The organism is Spiroplasma endosymbiont of Glossina fuscipes fuscipes, from assembly GCF_049669535.1.
GTDB lineage: Bacteria > Bacillota_I > Bacilli_A > Mycoplasmatales > Mycoplasmataceae > Spiroplasma.
Window position 1 is genome coordinate 1057724 of the sequence record NZ_CP187162.1, and the last position, 22865, is coordinate 1080588.

Annotated in this window: 26 protein-coding genes and 1 pseudogene; 5 read left to right on the forward strand and 22 right to left on the reverse strand. The window is 26.6% G+C overall.

What is annotated here, in order from left to right; translation table 4 throughout:
* Positions 1 to 498 precede the first annotated feature (498 nt).
* The 7 genes from ACOBWH_RS06265 to ACOBWH_RS06295 all read right to left on the reverse strand — a co-directional run bounded on the left by ACOBWH_RS06265 (position 499) and on the right by ACOBWH_RS06295 (position 4890).
* Complete coding sequence (locus ACOBWH_RS06265) at positions 499 to 2067, reverse strand: PTS transporter subunit EIIC (RefSeq protein ID WP_424526149.1); 1569 nt, start codon at positions 2065 to 2067, stop codon at positions 499 to 501.
* Between the two features lie 28 nt (positions 2068 to 2095).
* On the reverse strand, positions 2096 to 2647 hold the full coding sequence (locus ACOBWH_RS06270; RefSeq protein WP_424526151.1) for a hypothetical protein: 552 nt from the start codon (positions 2645 to 2647) through the stop codon (positions 2096 to 2098).
* A gap of 195 nt (positions 2648 to 2842) precedes the next feature.
* Complete coding sequence (locus ACOBWH_RS06275; protein ID WP_424526153.1) at positions 2843 to 3055, reverse strand: hypothetical protein; 213 nt, start codon at positions 3053 to 3055, stop codon at positions 2843 to 2845.
* A 50-nt stretch (positions 3056 to 3105) separates the two neighbouring features.
* Complete coding sequence (locus ACOBWH_RS06280) at positions 3106 to 3231, reverse strand: hypothetical protein (RefSeq protein WP_424526155.1); 126 nt, start codon at positions 3229 to 3231, stop codon at positions 3106 to 3108.
* Between the two features lie 269 nt (positions 3232 to 3500).
* The gene (locus tag ACOBWH_RS06285) at positions 3501 to 3740 is read right to left on the reverse strand and encodes a hypothetical protein (RefSeq protein WP_424526157.1); all 240 of its coding nucleotides are present in this window, start codon (positions 3738 to 3740) and stop codon (positions 3501 to 3503) included.
* Between the two features lie 69 nt (positions 3741 to 3809).
* Positions 3810 to 4610 (reverse strand): IS3 family transposase, encoded by an 801-nt coding sequence (locus ACOBWH_RS06290; protein ID WP_424527429.1) that lies wholly within the window; start codon positions 4608 to 4610, stop codon positions 3810 to 3812.
* Position 4611: 1 nt separating this feature from the next.
* Positions 4612 to 4890, reverse strand: coding sequence for a transposase (locus ACOBWH_RS06295; protein WP_424526159.1), 279 nt, complete (start codon positions 4888 to 4890; stop codon positions 4612 to 4614).
* Between the two features lie 84 nt (positions 4891 to 4974).
* Between ACOBWH_RS06295 and ACOBWH_RS06300 the strand changes: the two are divergent.
* A pseudogene (locus ACOBWH_RS06300) lies at positions 4975 to 5454 on the forward strand (IS30 family transposase); the annotation flags it as partial.
* Between the two features lie 42 nt (positions 5455 to 5496).
* On the opposite strand, the gene ACOBWH_RS06305 reads toward ACOBWH_RS06300, so the two are convergent.
* From ACOBWH_RS06305 to ACOBWH_RS06340, 8 genes are all read right to left on the reverse strand, one after another.
* On the reverse strand, positions 5497 to 5757 hold the full coding sequence (locus ACOBWH_RS06305) for a hypothetical protein (protein WP_424526161.1): 261 nt from the start codon (positions 5755 to 5757) through the stop codon (positions 5497 to 5499).
* A complete protein-coding gene (locus ACOBWH_RS06310; protein ID WP_424526163.1) occupies positions 5751 to 6053 on the reverse strand; it encodes a hypothetical protein in 303 nt (100 codons plus the stop codon). Before ACOBWH_RS06310 ends, ACOBWH_RS06305 begins: the two co-directional genes overlap by 7 nt.
* A gap of 100 nt (positions 6054 to 6153) precedes the next feature.
* Positions 6154 to 7464 carry a phosphatase PAP2 family protein gene (locus ACOBWH_RS06315; protein ID WP_424526165.1) on the reverse strand — a complete coding sequence of 437 codons (1311 nt, stop codon included), beginning with the start codon at positions 7462 to 7464 and terminating at the stop codon, positions 6154 to 6156.
* Positions 7465 to 7561: 97 nt separating this feature from the next.
* Positions 7562 to 8671 carry a hypothetical protein gene (locus ACOBWH_RS06320; protein WP_424526167.1) on the reverse strand — a complete coding sequence of 370 codons (1110 nt, stop codon included), beginning with the start codon at positions 8669 to 8671 and terminating at the stop codon, positions 7562 to 7564.
* Positions 8646 to 9053 carry a hypothetical protein gene (locus tag ACOBWH_RS06325; RefSeq protein ID WP_424526169.1) on the reverse strand — a complete coding sequence of 136 codons (408 nt, stop codon included), beginning with the start codon at positions 9051 to 9053 and terminating at the stop codon, positions 8646 to 8648. The genes ACOBWH_RS06320 and ACOBWH_RS06325 overlap by 26 nt, the downstream gene beginning before the upstream one ends.
* Before the next feature lie 8 nt (positions 9054 to 9061).
* Entirely contained in the window at positions 9062 to 10585 is a 1524-nt protein-coding gene (locus ACOBWH_RS06330) for an AAA domain-containing protein (RefSeq protein WP_424526171.1), read from the reverse strand.
* Positions 10578 to 10994 (reverse strand): hypothetical protein, encoded by a 417-nt coding sequence (locus ACOBWH_RS06335; protein ID WP_424526173.1) that lies wholly within the window; start codon positions 10992 to 10994, stop codon positions 10578 to 10580. Before ACOBWH_RS06335 ends, ACOBWH_RS06330 begins: the two co-directional genes overlap by 8 nt.
* A complete protein-coding gene (locus ACOBWH_RS06340) occupies positions 10988 to 12301 on the reverse strand; it encodes an AAA domain-containing protein (protein ID WP_424526175.1) in 1314 nt (437 codons plus the stop codon). Before ACOBWH_RS06340 ends, ACOBWH_RS06335 begins: the two co-directional genes overlap by 7 nt.
* A 222-nt stretch (positions 12302 to 12523) precedes the next feature.
* Between ACOBWH_RS06340 and ACOBWH_RS06345 the strand changes: the two genes are divergently transcribed.
* The gene (locus ACOBWH_RS06345) at positions 12524 to 12715 is read left to right on the forward strand and encodes a hypothetical protein (RefSeq protein WP_424526177.1); all 192 of its coding nucleotides are present in this window, start codon (positions 12524 to 12526) and stop codon (positions 12713 to 12715) included.
* An 8-nt stretch (positions 12716 to 12723) separates the two neighbouring features.
* Here ACOBWH_RS06345 and ACOBWH_RS06350 read toward each other — a convergent pair.
* A protein-coding gene (locus ACOBWH_RS06350) for an IS3 family transposase (RefSeq protein ID WP_424526179.1) occupies positions 12724 to 13832 on the reverse strand; the annotation gives its coding sequence in 2 pieces (ribosomal slippage) (positions 12724 to 13592 and positions 13592 to 13832; 1110 coding nt in all).
* Positions 13833 to 14442: 610 nt separating this feature from the next.
* Between ACOBWH_RS06350 and ACOBWH_RS06355 the strand changes: the two genes are divergently transcribed.
* Positions 14443 to 15006, forward strand: a complete 564-nt coding sequence (locus ACOBWH_RS06355; protein ID WP_424526180.1) for a lipoprotein — start codon at positions 14443 to 14445, stop codon at positions 15004 to 15006.
* A gap of 29 nt (positions 15007 to 15035) precedes the next feature.
* Here the strand turns inward: ACOBWH_RS06355 and ACOBWH_RS06360 are convergent, their stop codons facing one another.
* Positions 15036 to 15929 carry a hypothetical protein gene (locus tag ACOBWH_RS06360; protein ID WP_424526181.1) on the reverse strand — a complete coding sequence of 298 codons (894 nt, stop codon included), beginning with the start codon at positions 15927 to 15929 and terminating at the stop codon, positions 15036 to 15038.
* Between the two features lie 109 nt (positions 15930 to 16038).
* Here ACOBWH_RS06360 and ACOBWH_RS06365 point away from each other — a divergent pair.
* Positions 16039 to 17123, forward strand: a protein-coding gene (locus ACOBWH_RS06365; RefSeq protein WP_424526182.1) for an IS3 family transposase whose coding sequence is annotated in 2 segments (ribosomal slippage) — positions 16039 to 16279 and positions 16279 to 17123 — 1086 coding nt in all. Because the reading frame shifts where the segments join, the coding sequence is not laid out codon by codon here.
* Here ACOBWH_RS06365 and ACOBWH_RS06370 read toward each other — a convergent pair.
* Together ACOBWH_RS06370 and ACOBWH_RS06375 are read right to left on the reverse strand one after the other, a co-directional pair.
* Positions 17116 to 17847, reverse strand: a complete 732-nt coding sequence (locus tag ACOBWH_RS06370; protein ID WP_424527431.1) for an IS3 family transposase — start codon at positions 17845 to 17847, stop codon at positions 17116 to 17118. The two genes, ACOBWH_RS06365 and ACOBWH_RS06370, sit on opposite strands and share 8 nt — an antisense overlap.
* A 48-nt stretch (positions 17848 to 17895) precedes the next feature.
* A complete protein-coding gene (locus ACOBWH_RS06375) occupies positions 17896 to 18117 on the reverse strand; it encodes a transposase (protein WP_424526183.1) in 222 nt (73 codons plus the stop codon).
* A 1081-nt stretch (positions 18118 to 19198) separates the two neighbouring features.
* Here ACOBWH_RS06375 and ACOBWH_RS06380 point away from each other — a divergent pair.
* A complete protein-coding gene (locus tag ACOBWH_RS06380) occupies positions 19199 to 19594 on the forward strand; it encodes a hypothetical protein (protein WP_424526184.1) in 396 nt (131 codons plus the stop codon).
* Between the two features lie 56 nt (positions 19595 to 19650).
* Here ACOBWH_RS06380 and ACOBWH_RS06385 read toward each other — a convergent pair whose 3' ends face one another.
* The 3 genes from ACOBWH_RS06385 to ACOBWH_RS06395 form a co-directional block, all read right to left on the reverse strand.
* A complete protein-coding gene (locus ACOBWH_RS06385; RefSeq protein ID WP_424526185.1) occupies positions 19651 to 20910 on the reverse strand; it encodes an APC family permease in 1260 nt (419 codons plus the stop codon).
* Positions 20895 to 21389 (reverse strand): hypothetical protein, encoded by a 495-nt coding sequence (locus ACOBWH_RS06390; RefSeq protein ID WP_424526186.1) that lies wholly within the window; start codon positions 21387 to 21389, stop codon positions 20895 to 20897. Before ACOBWH_RS06390 ends, ACOBWH_RS06385 begins: the two co-directional genes overlap by 16 nt.
* A gap of 102 nt (positions 21390 to 21491) precedes the next feature.
* Positions 21492 to 22688: a hypothetical protein gene (locus tag ACOBWH_RS06395; RefSeq protein WP_424526187.1), complete on the reverse strand. Its 1197-nt coding sequence runs from the start codon at positions 22686 to 22688 to the stop codon at positions 21492 to 21494.
* Between the last annotated feature and the right edge of the window lie 177 nt (positions 22689 to 22865).

The following is a 22865-nucleotide window of genomic DNA, read 5'->3' on the forward strand; positions in this document are numbered from 1 at the left end:
TGGTAATTGTTGGTATATTAACTACAATGTTCTACAATTTGTAGTTACTTGTAGTTGTAAGTACCTCCTCATCAAGTCCCCACTAGTAGATTAATTAAGAAATCCTTGCCCAGTTCTTAAAAGTTCTTCAACCTCTACGCACACGATTTTATTTTTTTCTTGTTAATTAAAAGTTATGAATACAGCACTATCTGTTTATCTTAATCAAAGTTATTAATAATTTACAAAATCGCAAAAAAAACAAGTTAACAGCTCTATTGGTTTCTTTACTGACAAAATGCCATGTTGGGGAACCTTCCACTAAAAAATATGTAATTGTAAAATAAATAATTGTAGAACCAATATATTTATTTTTTAAGATTAATTTTCAAATAAAAAAATCAACCCAATAAGGGTCGATTTTTTTGTCCTATTTTATCCTTTATTCTACAAAAAATTTACTAAATTTTGTGACACATTTAAAATTTCTTCACAATTTTTTAAATTAAATATTATTCGCTAATGATTCCAAATCTCATGATACTTTTTGTGCGTAATCCGTGGTAAAATTGTTTCTCGACGACCAACATAAGGATAATCAAAATGTATAATTGCTTTCGCAAAAATAGGCGTAATCACAACAAATCAAATAATACTAAAGATTGGGATTCAGAAGAACTGTGTTCCTTTTGCTGCTGGTAAAATTCCCTTGTAGATAAAGTCGACTAAACCATCAATAAAGGATACTCAAATATGAACACCCAACATGGACATAAACAAGCCATTTAATCCTGCAATTGGGGCATACACCATAACGTATAGCAATGGTGAAGCTAAGAAAATAAATAAGTTAATGATAATATTATTTCCTGTTAAAATTGTCACTAATAAGATAGTCGACATTAACAGTGCGGTTGAAAGGCGGTTTTCCTTTTTACTAGTTAAGATAATTGCAACACTAACTCCTAATGAAGCACCAAAGACAATCGCATAATTTGGTGGTAGTTTTAACTGAAATAAATCACCAATATTTTGACTATATAAGAATCAATTATATAACCCAGTTTCAATCCCGTTAATTTGGGGTAAACGGTTAAACGGTAAAATTGACATTCATTCAATTAAAGATAATTTACTATCAAATAACTGTGGTTGTTGTAAATATGTTCATACTGCTTGAATACTATTATTATTTCAACTTTGCGTAAAAATATTATATTGTCAACCATAACTATATGAGATCTGACAAAATAACTCCATAAATTCTTGTTGCGTTAATAATTGAGAATTACTTTGGACAAATAAGTTTGCCGAAATATCTTTAAACCCAAATGGTACTAATAAAATATTTAAAAATTCATAAACAAAAGCTGCGCCTAAAAAATGATGAGCATTTTGATTTCACATTCAGAAATAAATCTTATTTAAAAGCATTGCTACTACAATTCATAATAATAAGAACACAACAGCTAACAACATACTAGCAAAAACCACAATAATACTTACCAACGGAAAACCATTTAGAAGTCCTAATGATTTTGGCATTCTTAATTCAATACACTTATAATAAATGTATGATGTCATAATACCAACCATCACGCCACCAAAAATTGAAGTATTTAACGTTACAATTCCTAAGGTTGTTCCTAAAAATAAAGATAGATTATCCCCCTGATAGAAAAATAAAATGCTAGTTACATACAATGTTCCATCGGGTGTAACCTGATATTGAATTAAAGCAAATTGAGTTACCGAAAAAACCAAAAAGCCAGTAACACCAATTGCTACGGCTTTAAGATTATTAGTAATACTAATAACAGTAACAAGACAAAAAATAATTGATAAATTGTTAAAAACAGCTTTCCCAATTTTAATGAAGACATCCCCCACTGTAATTAGGACTTGATTTTTACTATGATCATTTAAAATGGCACCAATCCCATAGATTAAAACAATCAACAACAATGTGATAATTATTAGCGTAATAATTTTAATAAATCGTTCGTATATATCTCTAATTTTAATTTTATTATTACTATAGCCTTTCCCATTCTTTTTGATTTGATATAACTTATCAATTCTTGACATTTATAATTAATGCCTTTTAACCTAAAGTTTACCTATCACTCATAAACTGGATGCGACCAGCTGTTGAGTTATAAAATGGATATGGGTTAGCATATTGTTGGGTGATATTTAGAGTATACATCACACCAAAATTAATCGTGTTGTTTAATAACATTCCAACAACCGATAAAACAACATAATCACCAATGAATCTTGACTTAACTTCTGCCATTGTAAACATCATTCCTGATTGCCCCGTATTAAAAGCACTCGTGTGATAAACAACATCATCAAGTCTGATCTGTTTGTTGTCCCCTTTTAATCCTGTTCTAATGGTTGAATCAATAAATTTAAAATAAGGATATTGTTGAACAAATGAATCTCATGTATTAGCATGATTTAAAAAGTTAAAGACCAGTGGTTTTCCACTATTAGTGACAAATTGCATCCCACGTTTTGCAACTGGAAATGATGCATTCCCAGACATCGCTCCAATATCTCATGTCAAAGGTGGGTTTTCTGCTTGTTGTTGACTAAGCGATGGTGCTAACGTTGATTCTAGCGTTGAAGCTGTTAAAATGGTAAAAAATGTTTTTTTCATATTTGAATAACTCCTTCTTTATGTAATTAATATTGTTGATAATTGCTAAATGGTTAATACAAGTTGATACGACAAATAGTTGTTAACTATTCTATGTTATTAATTATACCATATTTTATTTTGGAAAAAAGGAAAAAACTACTTATTTAAGCAGTTCTTAATTGGGTTTTTAAACCAGAAAAATGGCTTAAAACCTTAATTTCACTGTTCATATTGATAAATCTTGTTAATAACACTATCAACATCATTATCATAAAAAACAAAGGGAACAACTGTTTTTGATTGGGCTGTATAAATATATAAATAAACTGATTTCTCAAGTTTGTTAATCGCCGAACTAAGTTTGGCAGCTGTTTTAACAGCCGCTAACGCTAAGTCTTGCAATGAAAAATAAATAAATTTCCCCACTTGATTTGGATCATCAGTGCGATATACAACATAACGACCATCTGAAATTATTAAATCTCATGACCGTTTTGTTTTTGAATATAGTCATCTAATTTTGATTGCATACTAAAAACTTGCCCATCAAAAAGATAATTATTAGTATTATAACCAAAATTCCCTTTTTGTGTATTATTCATTGCATATGCAGCAGCTGCTGTCCTAGTACTAAAATATTTATTATTAAATTAATAATAAGTTTGTACATTGTTATTTTGAGGTTATTTTGAGTTGCTAAAATACATCCTGTTGAAATACCAGATGCCACTAATAATGCAGCGCTAGAAATTAAACCAATAAAACGTTTTGATTTTCAAAATGGTTTTTGTCCCACACTAAAAATTTTATCGACGATTTCTCGCACAGATAATTTCTTTTTTACCATAAATATATCCTTTTCCTTTTCTTACTAAACATATGAAATATTTAAAGCTAATTGTTCATCAATTGTAACATCTGAAAAAATATCACCCATCTTCAATGTGGTTTTAACATTGACTATTAACATATCATTATGATATGTTCGTGAATCTGACCCATAAACATAATTCATTGCGGCATCGGCATTAATTTCAGCAGGCAAAACTGGCTTTACCAACGACACATCAATATCAAGATTATTAAAAATTGTTGGCATAGTTTGCATCATAAAATTTAATTCTCAATCTTCTAAAATATTCTCTTTATTTTGGAATGGCAAGGGTTTTTTGGACAAATTTTATATAGAGTAAAGATTTTTATATTGGATTGGTGATAAATAATTTAATTTGCTATGAATACGAGTATTATTATATCAATTAACATAATCAAATAATTCTAATTTAAATTCTTCAATACTTTTAAATTTTTTATTTTTGACTAATTCAGTTTTTAAAATTTTATAAGTAGATTCAGCTACTGCATTGTCATAAAGATATCCAGGTTTACTATAAGATTTTTGTACATTGTTCTTAGTCAAAAGTTTATAAATAGTACTATTGTTAAATTCACTTCCTTGGTCAGTATGAAATATTTTAATATTTTTTAAAGAAAAATTAAGTTTGTTAAAAGTACTTTCAACTAATTTTGCATCTTTATGAGAACTAACATCATAGCTAATAATTTCACGATTAAACAAAGCAATCAATAAACATACATAATATCATTGATTATTAATTCAAACATAAGTTAAATCACTAACAACAACTTCATGTAATTTATAATTATCAAAATCTTGATTTAACAAATTATTATATTTGTAAGTGATATCTTTGTTATTATGATGTTTATATTTAATTTTTGTATAATTTGAAATTAAATTATATTTTTGCATTATTTGACTAATTTTTATTCGTGACAATATAATATTTTGTTGTGCTAACATAACTTTAATTTTTCTTGTACCATAGTTTTTTCTACTTTTTAAGAAAATACTGATAATAGTATTATCAATATGTTGGACTTGACTAAGTTTATTTGATTTTAATTGATAATAAAATGTTGATCTAGCAACTTTTAGTGTTTTACATAAATTAGTAATTTTATACTTTTTTGCCTATTATCAGTGTTGCTTGCTTTAAAATATCATTTTCCATTCGTAATTGTTTGTTTTCTTTTCGCAACTGAATAAGTTCATTTTCTTCAACAGAGCAATTGTCTTTAGCTTTAAATGATCCTGAATTGTTAAATTCATGCACTCATTTTCAAACAGTGGATTTACCAATTTGATAGTCATTAGATAATCGACCAGATGTTTTGCCTGATTTATAAAGACCAACAATTTGTTGTTTAAATTCATTGGTATAATGATTCTTTGCCATATAATTACACCTCCATTGTAACTTAATTATAATCTTTTACTCTACATTATTGTTGTCCAATTTATCTTAACCCATCCAATATGAGATATTGAAAATAAAAAAATTAATGCTGGTTGATTTGAAATGGATACAGTAGTTGGTAAAGACCAACAATCTAGTAATTTAGTTTTAGTAGAACAATTAAGTAAAAATTACTTTGTAATGAAATTAAAAAATCATACTGCTAATGAAGTTGTAGAAAAGTTTAAAGATATTGTTATAAGTAATAATTTAATTGGGAAAATTAAAGGAATAATAACCGATAGAGGAAAAGAATTTAGTAAATGAAGAGAATTAGAAATATTTGCTGAAACACAAGTTTATTTTTGCGATCCGGGTTCACCACAGCAAAAACTACTAATTGAATATATGAATTCTGAACTTAGAGAATGATATCCTAAGGGAACTGATTTTAATAATGTTAGTCAACAAAAAATAAATTGAGTAGTTAATGTTATAAATGATAAATTAAGGCCTATTTTAAATTGAAGAACATCAAAAGAGGTATTTTTAGAGAATTTTTAAATAAATTTATTACTTAACTTAATAAATTATTTTTTAGTATGGCTAAGTCTTACTATAAATTCAAATTGCTAACCCAACACAATATAATGAAAAACCACCTAAAAATAATCATGCTGCAATTCCCCCAGAACTCTCCGCTCACTGCTGAATAGCATCCGCAGAAATAATATACTTTCAATTAAAATTAATTAACAATGGTAACAACCATGCTAAAACTAAATCACCAAAAATCATAATTATAAATTTAACTCAAATTTGGCGATCTTTTGTGTTACGATATGCTTTTATGTTTACAATTAACATAAAAATAATTGTAAAAAAAAAAAAAAAAATACCAAATAATACATCAATAAGACTAATGCATAATGTGCAGTTAAAACCGTGTCATTTAAATGACCCGCCGTATAATTACCATACATTAATGCTAATAAAGCAAAAACCGTGAAATCAATTTGACTAGTACCCGTACTAGTTGGAGCATAAATTGCAATCCCTAATGATGTCAAATAGATTCCAACAAAAAACAAAAAACCTTGTAATAAAAAGATATGTCATAACTGTTGTCACTGTCATTTAATTTTACTAAATCATTTTTTCATAGTATCCTCAATAGCTTTCTTTTTTGGTACTTTAATTTTACTAAGCGGACAAAGAAATGCAAGGTTATTTAAAATAAAAAGGATAAAAATCTTATCCTTTTTATTCTTTATAAATAATATTATCTCGATGTCAATACTTATATTTTTTAGATTTATTAATGTTAGAAGTTCTAACTTTGGTCACAATTCATAAAACCCCATTAATATTAATAAATAAAATTGTTTTCTTACCATTATTTAATTCAAACATATGATATGTTTTATTTTGTTTATTTCATATAAATGATAAAATTTTATAAATTACATGGTCAACCACATAAGTTACACCTTTAAAGAATGTTAGTAAAACTATTAAACTAAACATTAAATCTGTTAAGTAATGTGTTCTTGAAAGAATTTGCATAAACCCCATCATTGCAATATTTGCTATAAAGAAACCAAATATTAATCATTTTCATCACGTAATATTTTGTTTTCGTTTTTCATTCATGAAATATAATAGGAAACCATAAACAGGCATTGATGATGAATTCATATGACCAGAGGGAAATGCTTTATCACTTCAGTAATGAGTTCCTTCTCCCCCTTTACCTAATAAGAAATTTCAGTACTCAGCTTTAAAGCCTTGAATTTGTCATCAATCTAAATATTCGGCATTAACAATATTCGTTGGTTTGTTTGTTCAGTTATTTGGTAAGTGATCAATAACATATTGATAATCAACATGGACTCAATACGGGCGACCAAAGAAAGTTTTTAAAAGCGGATCAAAAGTAACACCAAAAAGAGCAAACACCACAAATATTTTTAACGCATCAATTCAATAATTATTAGTTAATAAATCATCTCTTTTTGCAAATTTAATTCTTAAAAAGCAAGCAATTCCACACATTAAGATAACTTCAATCCCAAGTTGAATTGTCATTACTACAATGGTATTTGTTCCATCAAGGCCAAATCAATAATCCCTTCCTCTACCACCAAAGGCTTCAAACGTTGATTGTTGATAAATCATTCTACTAATAATTAATGTAAATAAAATGATAAAGAGAACATAAACTATAATAATGATAATTTTAAAAAATTTAAATTTGGATTTATATTTTATATTGATACTTTCTAATAATACCCCAACTCCGGCGAACATAAACGGTACTGTCATTGTATAAGCTAGTTTATCTCAAAATAAACTTAATCAACTTGCAAATCCATTATCATTTAAATCACCAATCGTCTTTGCGATTTGACGATCTCAAATACTTCCTACTATAAAAAGCGTAATAACAACAGTTAACGCAACAATTTTCAATATTTTAAAAACAAATTTAGATTTATTATTTTTATTGATGAAGGCAGAACCATCAACATAGAATTTTTCATTTGTTTTTCCCATAAAATTTACCATTTTCATAAAAATATTATACCATAGTAAAAAAAGACCCCTCCATATTTCTTGAGATTTTATCTATTTTGTTAACCGATTAGATTTAATTGATCAAAATGATCAGTTACAATGCGAAGATAAAAACCTTAATCATTTGTTTCTTCAAAATTAATTCATTATCTAATAAATGACAACTTGTTTTGACATCATATCATAAAACATAATCATTAATAGTGGTTTTTCTAAAGTTAATTTTATTAATATTTTCTTTTAATAATTCTAATAGTTTAGCACTTTCAAGATGTTCAATAATTAAATTAATTGCTTGTTGTTTTGAAATGAATTTATATCCTTCAAAAAAATTAATAAAATTGATAGCATATTCTTCTTTTCATTTTGGGTTGGTTGAAAAAATATAATCTTTAAATTCAAATAAATGCATTTTTTGAATAAATGTCCAATAAAAAGTTTTAATTTGATCAATAACATCAGGACTAATTTCCAATTTCTTTTCATTAACATTAAATGTTAACGTTAAAAATTGCATAAATAAATTAATAATAATATTTTCCGCTGCTTTTTTAACCTCTTTATGATATTTATTAAGATTTTTTTGAATTAACGGAATATCATAAAATAAATTATAATCAATTAAAAAAGCATATTTGATTCGATTCCGTAAATAATTATCATAAAAAGCTGCATAAATTTTCTTATTAGTAATTGCCATTTCATAATAATTCGTAATTAATTTATCATTAATTGGTAAAGCTAATAAATAATCAATAAAAAACTTATTTAAGCCTTGGTATTGAAATTGAGTAATTTGATGATACGATAAAAAATACTTTCGATATTGACTAATACTCATTTTTCGTCAAATTGCTTCCGAACTAGTGGGATTTGAAAGATCAAAAGCTATTTTTTCAGTTTTAACTGGCTCAGGAAATTCATTAGTTTCTTCCACCATCACTTCATCAGACTCATCTTTTAAAATAATATTTCGTTTTGTTGAATTAATATAATTTTCATCATCATTCACTGTTACATTTTTTCAGCCTTCTTTAACATATTTTTCTGAAGAATTAAGATTATTAAAAGCCAAATCAGGAATATCAGCTAAAGCAATTTTGGGTTTTTCTTTTTCATTTTTAATTGGATATAACACTTGCATAAAATTACGATAACGATCAGGAAAAGATAAACTACTAACATCAATTGTTTTTCGAGTCAATATTGTTTTTGGTTTTAATTCCGTTTTTGGTTTTTCTTTTTGTTTGGCAGATGGTATCTTTTTTTTGACGTGCTGCTGGTGGGTCAAGAACCTTTGCTTGTTCATTTTCTTCAACATCTTGTTGACGACAACCAAATGATTCTAATGTTTCATTGCCAACATAACCATAACCACGCAGAAAAACAACACGATTATCTTTTAATAATGTAATAAATTGATTTGCTTGCTCTGATGTTACAGTTGGAAAATATGTATGAATTAAATTTAATAACTCAGCTTTAATAATTTGATTACCATTTTTTGGCAAATATGTTTTAAATAAATATATTTCTAAATCCTTTAGATTTTTCATTTTCTTAATTTTAGCTAAATCAAATTTCATAAGGCCTCCTATTTACCAATAATCTTTTGCACAATGGTGTTAATAATATCTGCTTGCTGATTTTTTGCCATTCAATTACTAGATAAAATTGATTCAATCTTTCAACCGCGGTCAACCAAATACTTTTGACGATAAAAATCATATTCTTTTTGTTCAACCCCAATTGGATATGTTAAATCATCACAAATAATTCCTAAAACATAATGATCCTTATTTTGATCATAAATTGTAACATCAATTTGATAAGTTCCTTGTACGGTATGCGTTGCAATTTGATAACGATCATATTTGCTTAATGCAGTTCTTAAAGCATCTGCCACTTCTGATACAAATTGTCGATTAAGTTTAGAACCTTGCTGTTCTTGATGATAACTTTTAGCTGTTGTTAACTTTTCTAATACTTTATGTTCTTGATCTTTGCCACGATTTAATTGCTCAACATATTCTAAATAATATTTAAAGTATCGGGGCCCAGGGTGTTTTGAATCCTCTGAAATTAATGATGACGGAAATGATTTAACAATATAAATCTTTTCTTTTGCCCGGGTAACAGCAACATTTAAACGGTTTTCACCTCCTGCTTGTGATAACGGTCCAAAGAATTGCATAAATTTATTATTTTCATCACGAGCAAAACCAATTGAAAAAATAATAATATCACGTTCATCACCCTGAATATTTTCAATATTTTTAACAAATAATCCCTCATTACGTCCATCATAAACACGATGTAACTCTTGTTCTAGTTCGGGTGTTCTTTCAAATTCTTCAGTTAAATATTGTCAAATTAAGTTTTTTTGAACTTCATTGAAGGTAACAACTCCAATTGTTTCTTGATGTTTTCGCGTTGTAATAATTTCTTTTATTAAAGCAACAACTCGCTTTGCTTCGAGAACATTACCCCGATTTTTTCAAACTCCATCGGGAACTTCAATTAGTTTTAATGGAAAATCTTTTTTTGTTTTATTGGAAATCATAATTAAATTATTATCATAAAAAGCAGCATTTGAAAAATTAATTAATTCACTATATTTTGACCGGTAATGAAACCGCAACATACTAGAATTATATTGTTTGCTAGCAAAGTCAAGTAAACTTTTATCTGTTAAGTTTGTTTCAATTTGTAATAATTCCGCACTATTTTCCAATCCTTCGTAATTAAACCGCGATGAAAAAAAGTTTGTTGGTCCTAATTGTTTTTTATCACCAGCCACTAAAATTCGATTAGCACGATAAATAATTGGAATTGCCCGTTCAACAAAAATTTGTGATGCTTCATCAAAAATTAATTGATCAAACTCATGGTGCTTTAATGGTAATAATTGCGAAGCAATATCAGGAGTTACCATAATTACTGGAAATAATGTTTTAATTAATTCATAGTTATTTTTAAAAAAATAAGTAATTGATCTTTTTGTTTTCTTTTTACATTCTTCAATAATTTTTGGTAAGGTCTCAATGAAGTTTTCTTTAATAGAATCACGAATTTGTTGATGATATAAATAAGTTAAATATTCTGTAGTATTAAGCAATGGATTTATCACTTAAATTAGTTAGTTCTTTCCGTCAATTTAAAGTTCCAACTTTTAATAGTGCATCATGTTTAAGTTCATATTGATGAACAAAATAATGTTGATAAAGCAACGGAATATCTTCTTCCCCGGTAATAATTGGTCCTAAATAAGCATATAAATCATAGTTTTTATCTTCGCGTTGTAACTGGTCATTTTGATCAATTAAATCTAATCGATTAACAAAATAATCAATATTTTTAAATTCTGTTGTTAAAGGTGCAATTAATTCTTGTTTTTCAACTTTAAATAAGTTAAATTTATTGTCATCAACACTATTAACGGTGTAACTAACAAAATTATTATTTAATAAATTAAAAATTAGAGCTAAAAATTTTTGTGGTTTTAATCCTTCCGCCTTTTTTAACATTTTTTTAAATTCTTTTGCACTAAACCGATGATAAATTGTACCAAAATTTGGAAAATCATTAAATAACGCCAAAAACTTCTGAACAACCATTGTATTCTGATATATCCGATGACAATGTCGTAAATAATCATCATATTCCAATTCAAAAATTGACGGTAGTCTTGATACTCATTTTGACGCGCAAAAACCTTGTATCTTTTAATATCATCAAACAGAGTGTCCATTTTGTTTAAGAATGTTGCGCTTTCAACTGGTGGGTACAACTGATTAATATTATTAATACTATCTAAAATTTTTTGATAAAAACTCTCTTTTTCTTCTAAGTTCGTAATCATCAAAGCATAATTTTGAATTTTTTTCATATTATTATAAACAACTTTAATTGCGTCCTGTTTTTCAGCACAAAAAAGAACTCGTTCACCACGACATAAATTATTAACAATTAAATTACTAATTGTTTGTGATTTTCCCGTTCCCGGTGGTCCTTGAATAATAGTATTTTTTTCTAAAGCTTTCTTAATCGCCACTTTTTGGGAAATATCATAATTATTAATCGCCATAACGGCACTTTCTGTTAATTCTTCTTGATATCGTAACTGATTTTCTTTTCAATCTTCTTCAACATTATATTCATTTTCAAAAATCCTATTAACAGAATCATCAGGCACTTTTTCTAAATCACAATAATCACGATATAACGTTGTTGAAGAAATATTATACATTCCAAGATAACCATCAAGAACTAAACCTAAATTATTATTTTGATAATTATTGTTTAAATAACTATCTAAGTTGCCATCAAAATTAAAAAATAACTGTTCCTGTTGTTTATAATAATTCAAATTATATAAATGATTAATTTTATCTTCATTTTTAACCTTAAACCCTAATGTTTTTAAATCAGCAATTGCCTTCATAAAAATATCATCCGTTAAGGTTAATGAATCAAAACTAAATTCTGCAGCATTATAATTACCATCTTTAATTTGACTTAAACGAATAGCAGAATTTAATAAGATTTCATCGTGTTTTGTTGCAATAACAATTTCATTTTTAGTTCGACTAATTTCATTAATTGGTCATAATAATAATGGTGCTCGAAAAACTTTTTGTGATTGCGTTAAACCTTCAATATATGGTCACCCAATATATAGGGGATTAATATTTTTTTCAAATAAATATAATTTAGCATCTTGTAAAATTCGCGCAAATTTATTAAAAGTTTTTGTCGTTTCTTCAGTAATAATTTTTTCTAATTTTAATAAGCTTTCTTCACTGATTTTTTTCCCCTCTTTTTTTATAAACAACGAAAAAGAAATTAAAGAAGATGGTAATTTTGATTATATACCATTTAATGATATTACTGTCGCCAAAAATAAGGGGCAAATTAACGATGAACCCTTATCAAATAATATAAATACCGCATCTTATACAGAAATAGCGGACACAAACAATAATGTAGTTAAAAAAGAAGATATATCAAATGTAGTACCAGTAGTTAATAATAACAATGATGAGGATGTATACGCATGATAAAAATTGGTATTGACCCATCAGGAACTGGTACTACCGCTATTGCTATTTTTGAAGATAATAAACTTATTAGAAAAGAATTGTTTGATAATAAAGATTGAAAATGTCATGCTACTTATATTATTGAAATTATTTGAGAATATCTATATCAAAATGAAATTATAAATTGGAATGGCAACACTTTTTAGGACACTTTTTATGTAGACTTCTGATTTCTAAATTCAACTGGAGTTAAGTAATTCAAACTACCATGAATTCGAATATTGTTGTATCAATTAATGAAATTAAATAGTTCCAACTTTAATTGTTCTAAATTTTTAAATTTTCGACCATTAATAAATTCAGTTTTAAAAGCTTTATAGGTTGTTTCAGCTACTGCGTTATCGTAAGGGCAACCTTTTGCACTTAATAATCTTTTAATATTAAATGTTAATAAAATTTCTTCAATAATTTTATTTTTAAATTCATTACCACGATCTGTATGAAACAACCTAATTTGATTTAGTGGTCATGTTATTTTATAAAATGCCTGCTGAACTAGTTCAGCAGTTTTATTTGTTCCAGCGCTATAGCCAATTACTTCACGGTTAAATAAATCAATTAGTAAGCAAATATAATGTCATTTTGAACCAACTTGAACATAGGTTAAATCGCTCACAATAACTTCATTTTGTCTTTTATTACTAAACTCACGATTTAGAATATTACTAATTTGATCATTATTTACAGGAGATTTATGATTGCGATATTTTAATTTAGTATATTTTGATACTAAATTATTTATTGCCATAATTCTTCTAATTTTTCGTCGAGATAAAATAATGTTCTTTCTTGCTAAAATAATTTTAATTTTTCTAGCACCATAAACTTTATAGCTTTCTTTAAATGCACTGATAACTTCATTTTCATAAATATTAATTTCAGTTTTAGTGATCTTATTAATTTGATAATAATACTTTGATTTTGCTATCTTTAATATTTGACACATTTTCCTCACTGAATATTTGTCTTTATTGTTAGTAATTAATATTACTTTTTGCCGATTATCAGTGCTGCTTGCTTTAAAATATCATTTTCCATTCGTAATTGTTTGTTTTCTTTTCGCAACTGAATAAGTTCATTTTCTTCAACAAAGCGATTGTCTTTAGCTTTAAAAGAACCAGAATTCTCAATTTTTTTTACTCATTGATAAAGAACTGCCTTTGAAATTTTATATTCGTTAACAATTTCAATATTACTTTTACCATTTTTATATAACATTACGATTTGTTTCTTGAATTCATCGGTGTACTGGTTTTTTGCCATTTTTATATTCCTGCTTTCCTAATAATTTTAGCTTATTTTTTTACAGTCTACATAAATATGGTCCAAGTTATTGTAACCTATCCAAAAGCTGAATTTCCTTTATTAAAAATCATTTTTTCACCCCTTTAATTAAATTAATAAAGAGGTAAAAACCTTATCATTCTTACTTGAAATTATTATTTTTTTATATATAATATAAAGCAAGAATGATGTGAGGTCATTCTCTTTTTTATTTAACTAAACTAATAATATCATACTATTTTAGTAATACAATAATTTCTATAAATACTAAACTTAATATATTTTATTGCTAATTTAGTCCTTAAAACAATTAATAAAGGTATTTACAAATATTTATATTTATATATAATTTAATTACAGATAAGTCAAAAATTAATAACATTTCTGTTCTTTTTATATCATTTAAAGAGTTAAATATAGACTTGTCAAATTGTCGGCCAGAGTCTAGTCGGTAAATACTTCTAGAAACAAAGTTGCTGGTGTGTTCTTAGAGAGCAGGCAAGCTGCCCGACAAAAAAGAGATTTAATTATCTCTTTTTTATTTTTTATTATATAATTTAGTAAAGAAATAAAAGAGGGAGATATATACATGAAAAGATTATTAAGCATTATTGGAGCAATTAGTTTACTAGGAACAAGTACCACAAGTTTAGTTGCTTGTAATAAAACACAAGAATATATACCCGAAGAATTAGCAAAATTAAAAGAAGAAAACAAAATAAATACCGCTAACCAAGAAATTAAAGACAATTTAGAATGAATAGCACCACAAGAAAAAGTATTTAGTAATTTAGACAATAATTGATATTATGTAGTATGACGCAATAGCAAAAATAGTAATTGAAGAATTAGTAAATTTAAAAATGACACAGAAATATCAAAAGAAACAGGAAAAAGGATAATTATTAAAGAAAATAATGAAGACAAGTTGTTTATTTTACTCCAAACAGAAGAATTAGTAAAAGATAAATTTGTTAAATTTCCTAAGGATATTACAGTACTGTATAAGGAAAATAACAATAATTTTACTTGAAAGTTTAGCCAACCATCTTCTAATATACCTTTTAAATCAGTTTATCGTTGAAATTTAAATACACAAGAGCCTGATTTAATAATTGATGATAAAGGAAATGTAAAAGTTAAAGGCGAATAAAAAAGAGATTTAATAATCTCTTTTTCTTTTTACCTTGGTTTTATTTTAATTTTAACTGGATCATCACTATTATTTTTAATACCTAATGTATCTGAATTATTAATATCAATCACTATATTTTTATCATTACCTCAATATAAATAACCAAACATTCTTATTAATTTAGCAACTAATACTTTTGAAAACCTAATTTTTAATTTCACATCATTTGTATAATATACTTGTAAATAAGTTTCTTTAATTTTATCATTATCGTTATTAGATAATTTTGTTACCTGCAATAAAAAATCAACATTTGATTTGGTTTTAGTTATATAATCATTTGAATAATCTCCACTTGGTAAACCATTAGTATATGCAATAGCATATTTTGTTTCAATATCATTTACTTTTATATTATTTGTATATAAAGTTATTGTATTTTCAAAATTAATATCATCAGTTTGTGATATACCTTCTTTTTTTAAAGTAATATTACTTAATAAACCATCATCAAATTCACAATTGTCATTTCCATAAGTTAAATTAACATTTCTATCATTAATAAAATTTTCTATATATGGTGTTGCACATTTAATTTGTAAATTATTAAGATTGCTTATTTCTATTGTTTTGTAAGCATCTTGAAATTTACTAATACTTTGAATTGTTGGATCAATTTCTTTTAAATCAATTTCAAAATCATAATAACACTCATTGAATTCTCCTGAAAATAAATTTAAATATTTATTTTCATCAAATTTACATTGTGCTGGTGCTGTAATTTTAGTTTTTAATGGCTGAATTACATTGGCACTTCATATATCTTGTGTATAAGGTTGATAGTTATATGGTACTGGTGGGAGAACATATTGTGGGTAATTAAAGGTTGGGATTTCATAATCATGTGGTAATAAAAAACTAGTTTTATAATTAGTTGTCATATCACGAATATAATTATTTAATGTATGGATAGGTTACAATAACTTGGACCATATTTATGTAGACTGTAAAAAAATAAGCTAAAATTATTAGGAAAGCAGGAATATAAAAATGGCAAAAAACCAGTACACCGATGAATTCAAGAAACAAATCGTAATGTTATATAAAAATGGTAAAAGTAATATTGAAATTGTTAACGAATATAAAATTTCAAAGGCAGTTCTTTATCAATGAGTAAAAAAATTTGAGAATTCTGGTTCTTTTAAAGCTAAAGACAATCGCTTTGTTGAAGAAAATGAACTTATTCAGTTGCGAAAAGAAAACAAACAATTACGAATGGAAAATGATATTTTAAAGCAAGCAGCACTGATAATCGGCAAAAAGTAATATTAATTACTAACAATAAAGACAAATATTCAGTGAGGAAAATGTGTCAAATATTAAAAATAGCAAAATCAAAGTATTATTATCAAATTAATAAGATCACTAAAACTGAAATTAATATTTATGAAAATGAAGTTATCAGTGCATTTAAAGAAAGCTATAAAGTTTATGGTGCTAGAAAAATTAAAATTATTTTAGCAAGAAAGAACATTATTTTATCTCGACAAAAAATTAGAAGAATTATGGCAACAAATAATTTAGTATCAAAATATACTAAATTAAAATATCGCAATCATAAATCTCCTGTAAATAATGATCAAATTAGTAATAAAAGACAAAATGAAGTTATTGTGAGCGATTTAACCTATGTTCAAGTTGGTTCAAAATGACATTATATTTGCTTACTAATTGATTTATTTAACCGTGAAGTAATTGGCTATAGCGCTGGAACAAATAAAACTGCTGAACTAGTTCAGCAGGCATTTTATAAAATAACATGACCACTAAATCAAATTAGGTTGTTTCATACAGATCGTGGTAATGAATTTAAAAATAAAATTATTGAAGAAATTTTATTAACATTTAATATTAAAAGATCATTAAGTGCAAAAGGTTGCCCTTACGATAACGCAGTAGCTGAAACAACCTATAAAGCTTTTAAAACTGAATTTATTAATGGTCGAAAATTTAAAAATTTAGAACAATTAAAGTTGGAACTATTTAATTTCATTAATTGATACAACAATATTCGAATTCATGGTAGTTTGAATTACTTAACTCCAGTTGAATTTAGAAATCAGAAGTCTACATAAAAAGTGTCCTAAAAAGTGTTGCCATTCCAAATTCAGTTTTTAAAATTTTATAAGTAGATTCAGCTACTACATTGTCATAAGGATATCCAGGTTTACTATAAGATTTTTGTACATTGTTCTTAGTCAAAAGTTTATAAATAGTACTATTGTTAAATTCACTTCCTTGGTCAGTATGAAATATTTTAATATTTTCTAAAGAAAAATTAAGTTTGTTAAAAGTACTTTCAACTAATTTTGCATCTTTATGAGAACTAACATCATAGCTAATAATTTCACGATTAAACAAATCAATCAATAAACATACATAATATCATTGATTATTAATTCAAACATAAGTTAAATCACTGACAACAACTTCATGTAATTTATAATTATCAAAATCTTGATTTAACAAATTATTATATTTGTAAGTGATATCTTTGTTATTATGATGTTTATATTTAATTTTTGTATAATTTGAAATTAAATTATATTTTTGCATTATTTGACTAATTTTTATTCGTGACAATATAATATTTTGTTGTGCTAACATAACTTTAATTTTTCTTGTACCATAGTTTTTTCTACTTTTTAAGAAAATACTGATAATAGTATTATCAATATGTTGGGCTTGACTAAGTTTATTTGATTTTAATTGATAATAAAATGTTGATCTAGCAACTTTTAGTGTTTTACATAAATTAGTAATTTTATACTTTTCTTTGTTATTTTTTATAATTACTATTTTTGCCGATTATCAGTGCTGCTTGCTTTAAAATATCATTTTCCATTTCTAGTTGCTTATTTCGTTTTCAGTATCAATTAATTCATTTTCTTCTGGTGTTCTGTTATCTTTTGCTTTAAATGATCCTGAATTGTTAAATTCATGCACTCATTTTCAAACAGTGGATTTACCAATTTGATAGTCATTAGATAATCGACCAGATGTTTTGCCTGATTTATAAAGACCAACAATTTGTTGTTTAAATTCATCGGTATAATGATTCTTTGCCATATAATTACACCTCCATTGTAACTTAATTATAATCTTTTACTCTACATTATTGTTGTCCAATTTATCTTAACCCATCCAATAATAGTTTTATTTTGAAAGGAAACAAAATGAAAACATCAGAACAACAAAAAAATTAGTAGCAAAACAATATGAATTATTGCCCTTTTAGCACTAGCTGATGTCTTAGTAATGGCAGTCCCATTCTACTTAAAAAACGTTATTTCTTCAGTAAAAATGTCATAAGAATTAGGAATTAACTCATCGCAGTTTTCCCAAGCCAATGCTATTTATGGATACGTAGCATTATTAAGTTATTTTCTTGGCGGTTATTTTGCTGATCGCTTTAATTTAAAAAAGTTAACCTTAATTGGCTTAGCAGGAATTGGAGTTGTTAGTATTTGATATGGCTTAATTCCTTTTATTACTAGTGGAAAAATTATTCAAGTTTATGTTATTTTTTCCTTATGAAGTTTTATTACTTGTTTTATTTTTTGAAGTGCCCTATGAAAATTATTATTAGAACAAGGAACTCCCGCTGAAAACGGTAAACTAAATGGAATTCATGGAAGTTTAAATGGATTAATCGGAACGGTTTTAATTGCGATTGCTTATTTAGTATTTTGATTATTTGAAAATGTTTGAACAGAATCATTAGGGCACTGAGCTTTTAGTGCCCTTGTATTTATTTTCTCGGGGCTGATTTTTATTAATTGTATTTTATTATGAAAATTTGTCCCTGATTTAAATCACAATTCAAATCAAAATAATAATTTTGATATTAGAGAATTAGGTAAAACATTAAAGAATTTTAAATTAGGAATTGTTACTTTATTAATTATGGGAGTTTATATGTACCAATCTGGTTTAAGTGTTTTTGTGACTTTTATGCAAGATGCTTTAAAGATTATTCCAATTATTGTCGTTGTTGTGGGAATTCTCCGAACATATTTCTTCCGGTTTTTATTTAGCGCTCCTGCTGGTAAATTAGCTGATCGAACCCAAAAATATATTTTATTTATTGTAATTGGGTTAAGTTTAGCTTCTTTAATCACCATTGCTGCCATCAGTTTACCTGATTATTATGAAACCTCATTTGAGGAACTGTCATCAACTTGAAAAATTTGTTATTCAAACCTTAATTATTATTCTATATTTGACATTAGGAATTATTTGTTGAGCATTAGTTACCAACCGTTGAGCAACAATTTATGAAATTAATATTAGTCAAAAAGAATATGCTGCTTCGGTTGGATTAATCTCCTTTATTGCCTTTTCACCTGATGCCTGGTTTTGACAAATTGATTCAATTCTGTTAAAAAATTATGGTACTGAAGCAGGCTATCTAACTAATAAATTAGCAAACCAAATTAGTTTAGCAATTATTACGGGGATTGGTCTTTTTGCCGCCCTCGCAGGAATGGTATTATTGTTAGTTCTAAAAAAAGAAAAACAAGCAAAGCAACTTGCCACCCTTTAATCTTAAAAATAAAAAGAACTGCAAACGACAGTTCTTTTTATTAAATAACATTTATTTTATTTTGTTTCATCTGGTTCTTGTAAATCTCCTTCGGATTGATACGCTTCCTGGAGAACATGTTTAGCATCCTGATAATTTGAATTATCTTGCGATTGATAAATTTTTTGATTTCGAACTAAATAACGATCTAATTCAGTTTGAATTTCTTTAACAACATAATTTCAATCATCAGTTACAGTAAAGGGAGCATACAATGCTTCTTGTAATTGTGGGTTTGTTTTTAACCGTGCCTGATATTTTTTTCAATAGTAGGTGTAATATCAAATAACGGCAAACATAATCACCCCAACAATATAAGCAATTTCTAATGTATTAGAAACAATAGTTGCAATTGCTTTTGAAGAGTCAGTATTTAATTGATTAATCGCCGTGTGATATGAACGCCCTAAATCAACAAAGAATTGGACAAATTGTCAAATTAAGAAAACTAACACTAATGATCAAGCAATCATTTCTCAAATTTTTACCCGCATTTTTTTCGTAAATCCTAACTTTAAAGCAACCATTATCACAAACGAATAAATAATAATCATAATTAATGATGCTTCCCCAGTAATTGCAGCATACGAGAATACAGCATTACCACCCGTTACTCCTTGAATAATATCGGGAATAAATAATCAAATCATGACAAAGATAAAAGTAATAATTAAATTTAAAAATGAAGCTTTAAAGGGAATACCATCCTTATTTAACTCTTGATATTTACTTGGCATTAAACCCTCCACTGCAAATGGTTCTAAAATGGCCCCCAAATATAAAGCATTTTGCATTCCAGCAATTGCTTTTAACGAAATGGTACAAATTAACATAATAATAACACCAGCATAATAAATTCACTGTCCAACATGATTACCTAATAAGCGAAAAATCTGTAAATTTGGATTATTGGTAAACGCTCCAGCAATTGCTCCTAACATTAAAATGGTAACAATAACATAAAAGATAATTGCTAATGCCATTGTTCAAATAATACTACGGCCAATATTACGTTCCGGATTACGAACATTTTTTCCAATTGTAGCATATGTCTCAAATCCTAAAAAGAAAAAGAAACACGAGGTAAAAGCAATTGAAAAATTAGTTGGATTTAAGGTGGTGTACTTTGAACTAGCATTAACATCCCAGGCCGAAGTTCCATTAATAATAAATAAGGCGATTAATGCAATAATTAATAATCCCGTTGAACCTCATTTAATATAACTAGAAGCATTTAAATAACGCTTTAATAATCGCATTCCTAAAAATAAGGACATGATACTAACATATAAACAGCAATTCCAATTGCATCTCAAATTAAGTTTGCCCAATTACCTAACATATCTTTTGTATCAAGAAAGGTTCCTGAACCAACAAAGTTTAAACGAATCATTGACACAATTTGTGATGTAACAATAATTGGTAATGTCGTATATTGTAAAAATGAAATTAATCATCCTCAAAATTTTCCAAAGTTTGTTCGAACATAAATATAACTAGCCCCATTTCCAGCGGGGTGCACTTGTGATAACTTATTAAATGCTCAAGCACAAATTCCAGCTACTAGTCCTTCTACTAAAAAGATTCAAATCATATGCATTCCTAAAAATTGGCCTGTTTTATCAACTTCTGAAAACATCATTGTTGCATAAACCGAGGTAAAAGCAATTCCACAAGTATAATTAAACCCTAATCAAACTAATTCTGGCAAACTAAACTTCTTGCTCTGAGCAATCGCTTTCTTTTGTTCTTTCATTTTTTATCAAATATTTTTTAATAAAATTAATAATTTTTTAATTATAACAAGTAAATTGTTAACAATTCCTTTACAACTAACAAATTATTTTCCAAATAAAAGTTATTTAGAAAACTTTTTCTGTGCTTTTGTTGTCTTTTTTAATTGCTGTAAATTATGCGCTTCAATTAACATAATGTCTGTTACTTTCTCATGACCATTAAAAATAATTAACGCTATAATTAAACAGAAGACTGGCCCAACAATTCAAATTCATGTAAAGAACATCAATGCAATCATTAACAATGCTCCGGCAATTCGAGCACCAATTTTACCACGTAAAACAAAAACAAAACAAGTAATAAATCCAATTAAAGCTAAAATAGAAATAAAAATAAAGGCAACCAAGACACGAGCATCAATTTTGTATTGATTTATAATTTCAATCCCGTTAATTGATTCAATAATGCCTTCATTAATAGAAGCAGAAATAACATAAAGAATATTAATGCCAATATTAAAAGTTAACACAATAATACCAATAATAAAACCCGTAATTGTCACCTTATTAGTTCGCATCACATATTGAATTGGTACAATTTTCACATTCTTATTACGATAATAACGGAAGTATAATAAATTATTAATAAAAATATAAAAGTATTGTAATGACACAGCAACAACACATATCACAACCAACGCGGTTGCAACCATAATATCGCCACCCGGCTGGAAGTAATTTAAGAAAAAGTACGGAAATAATGTGTTTGGATCTTTGCCATCTAAATGTCGATAAGTTCCGCGGAAAAGAATAATTGTTAAATACAGCACCATATATAACATAATTAACCATAATCATTTTTTATGATGATCTTCATAATAGTAATAATGATCACCTGTTGTCAAAACATAACTAGTAATCATTGTTACGGGCATAACTAAATGTAAAATAATTGTTGCAACCCAATGATAAGGACGATATTGATGGGCCTGGTCTTTTTGACCAACAATCCCAATTCAAAAGACCAACATTGTAATGGTAATATATGTTGTAACTGCTAATTGAATAATATAATGTGGTTTTGTATTTTTAAATTTTGATTCAAATAAATATAAGAAAAAGTACAAGGCAACAATATAATTTGTTTGTGTTGTAAAAAATGAATAATAATTTGAAACCCGCTCACCATAACCTAAATGCGCAAATTTTGGTTGTGGATAATAAATTGCCATTATCAAATCAAATAATAAAAATAAACTCAATAAAATTAACGTTACTAAACGTAAATAAAAATGTACCCGAGGATTTCACTTAAACATGCCAAGACTCCTTCATAGTCAATAATATTTATATTTTAGCCTTTTTTATCCTAAATCACAAGTAAATACAGGGAAAAATGTAAAGATGCTGCACATTTTAAATTACTTAAATCTTTGAAATAAATTTCGATGGATGGGTTAAGATAAATTGGACAACAATAATGTAGAGTAAAAGAT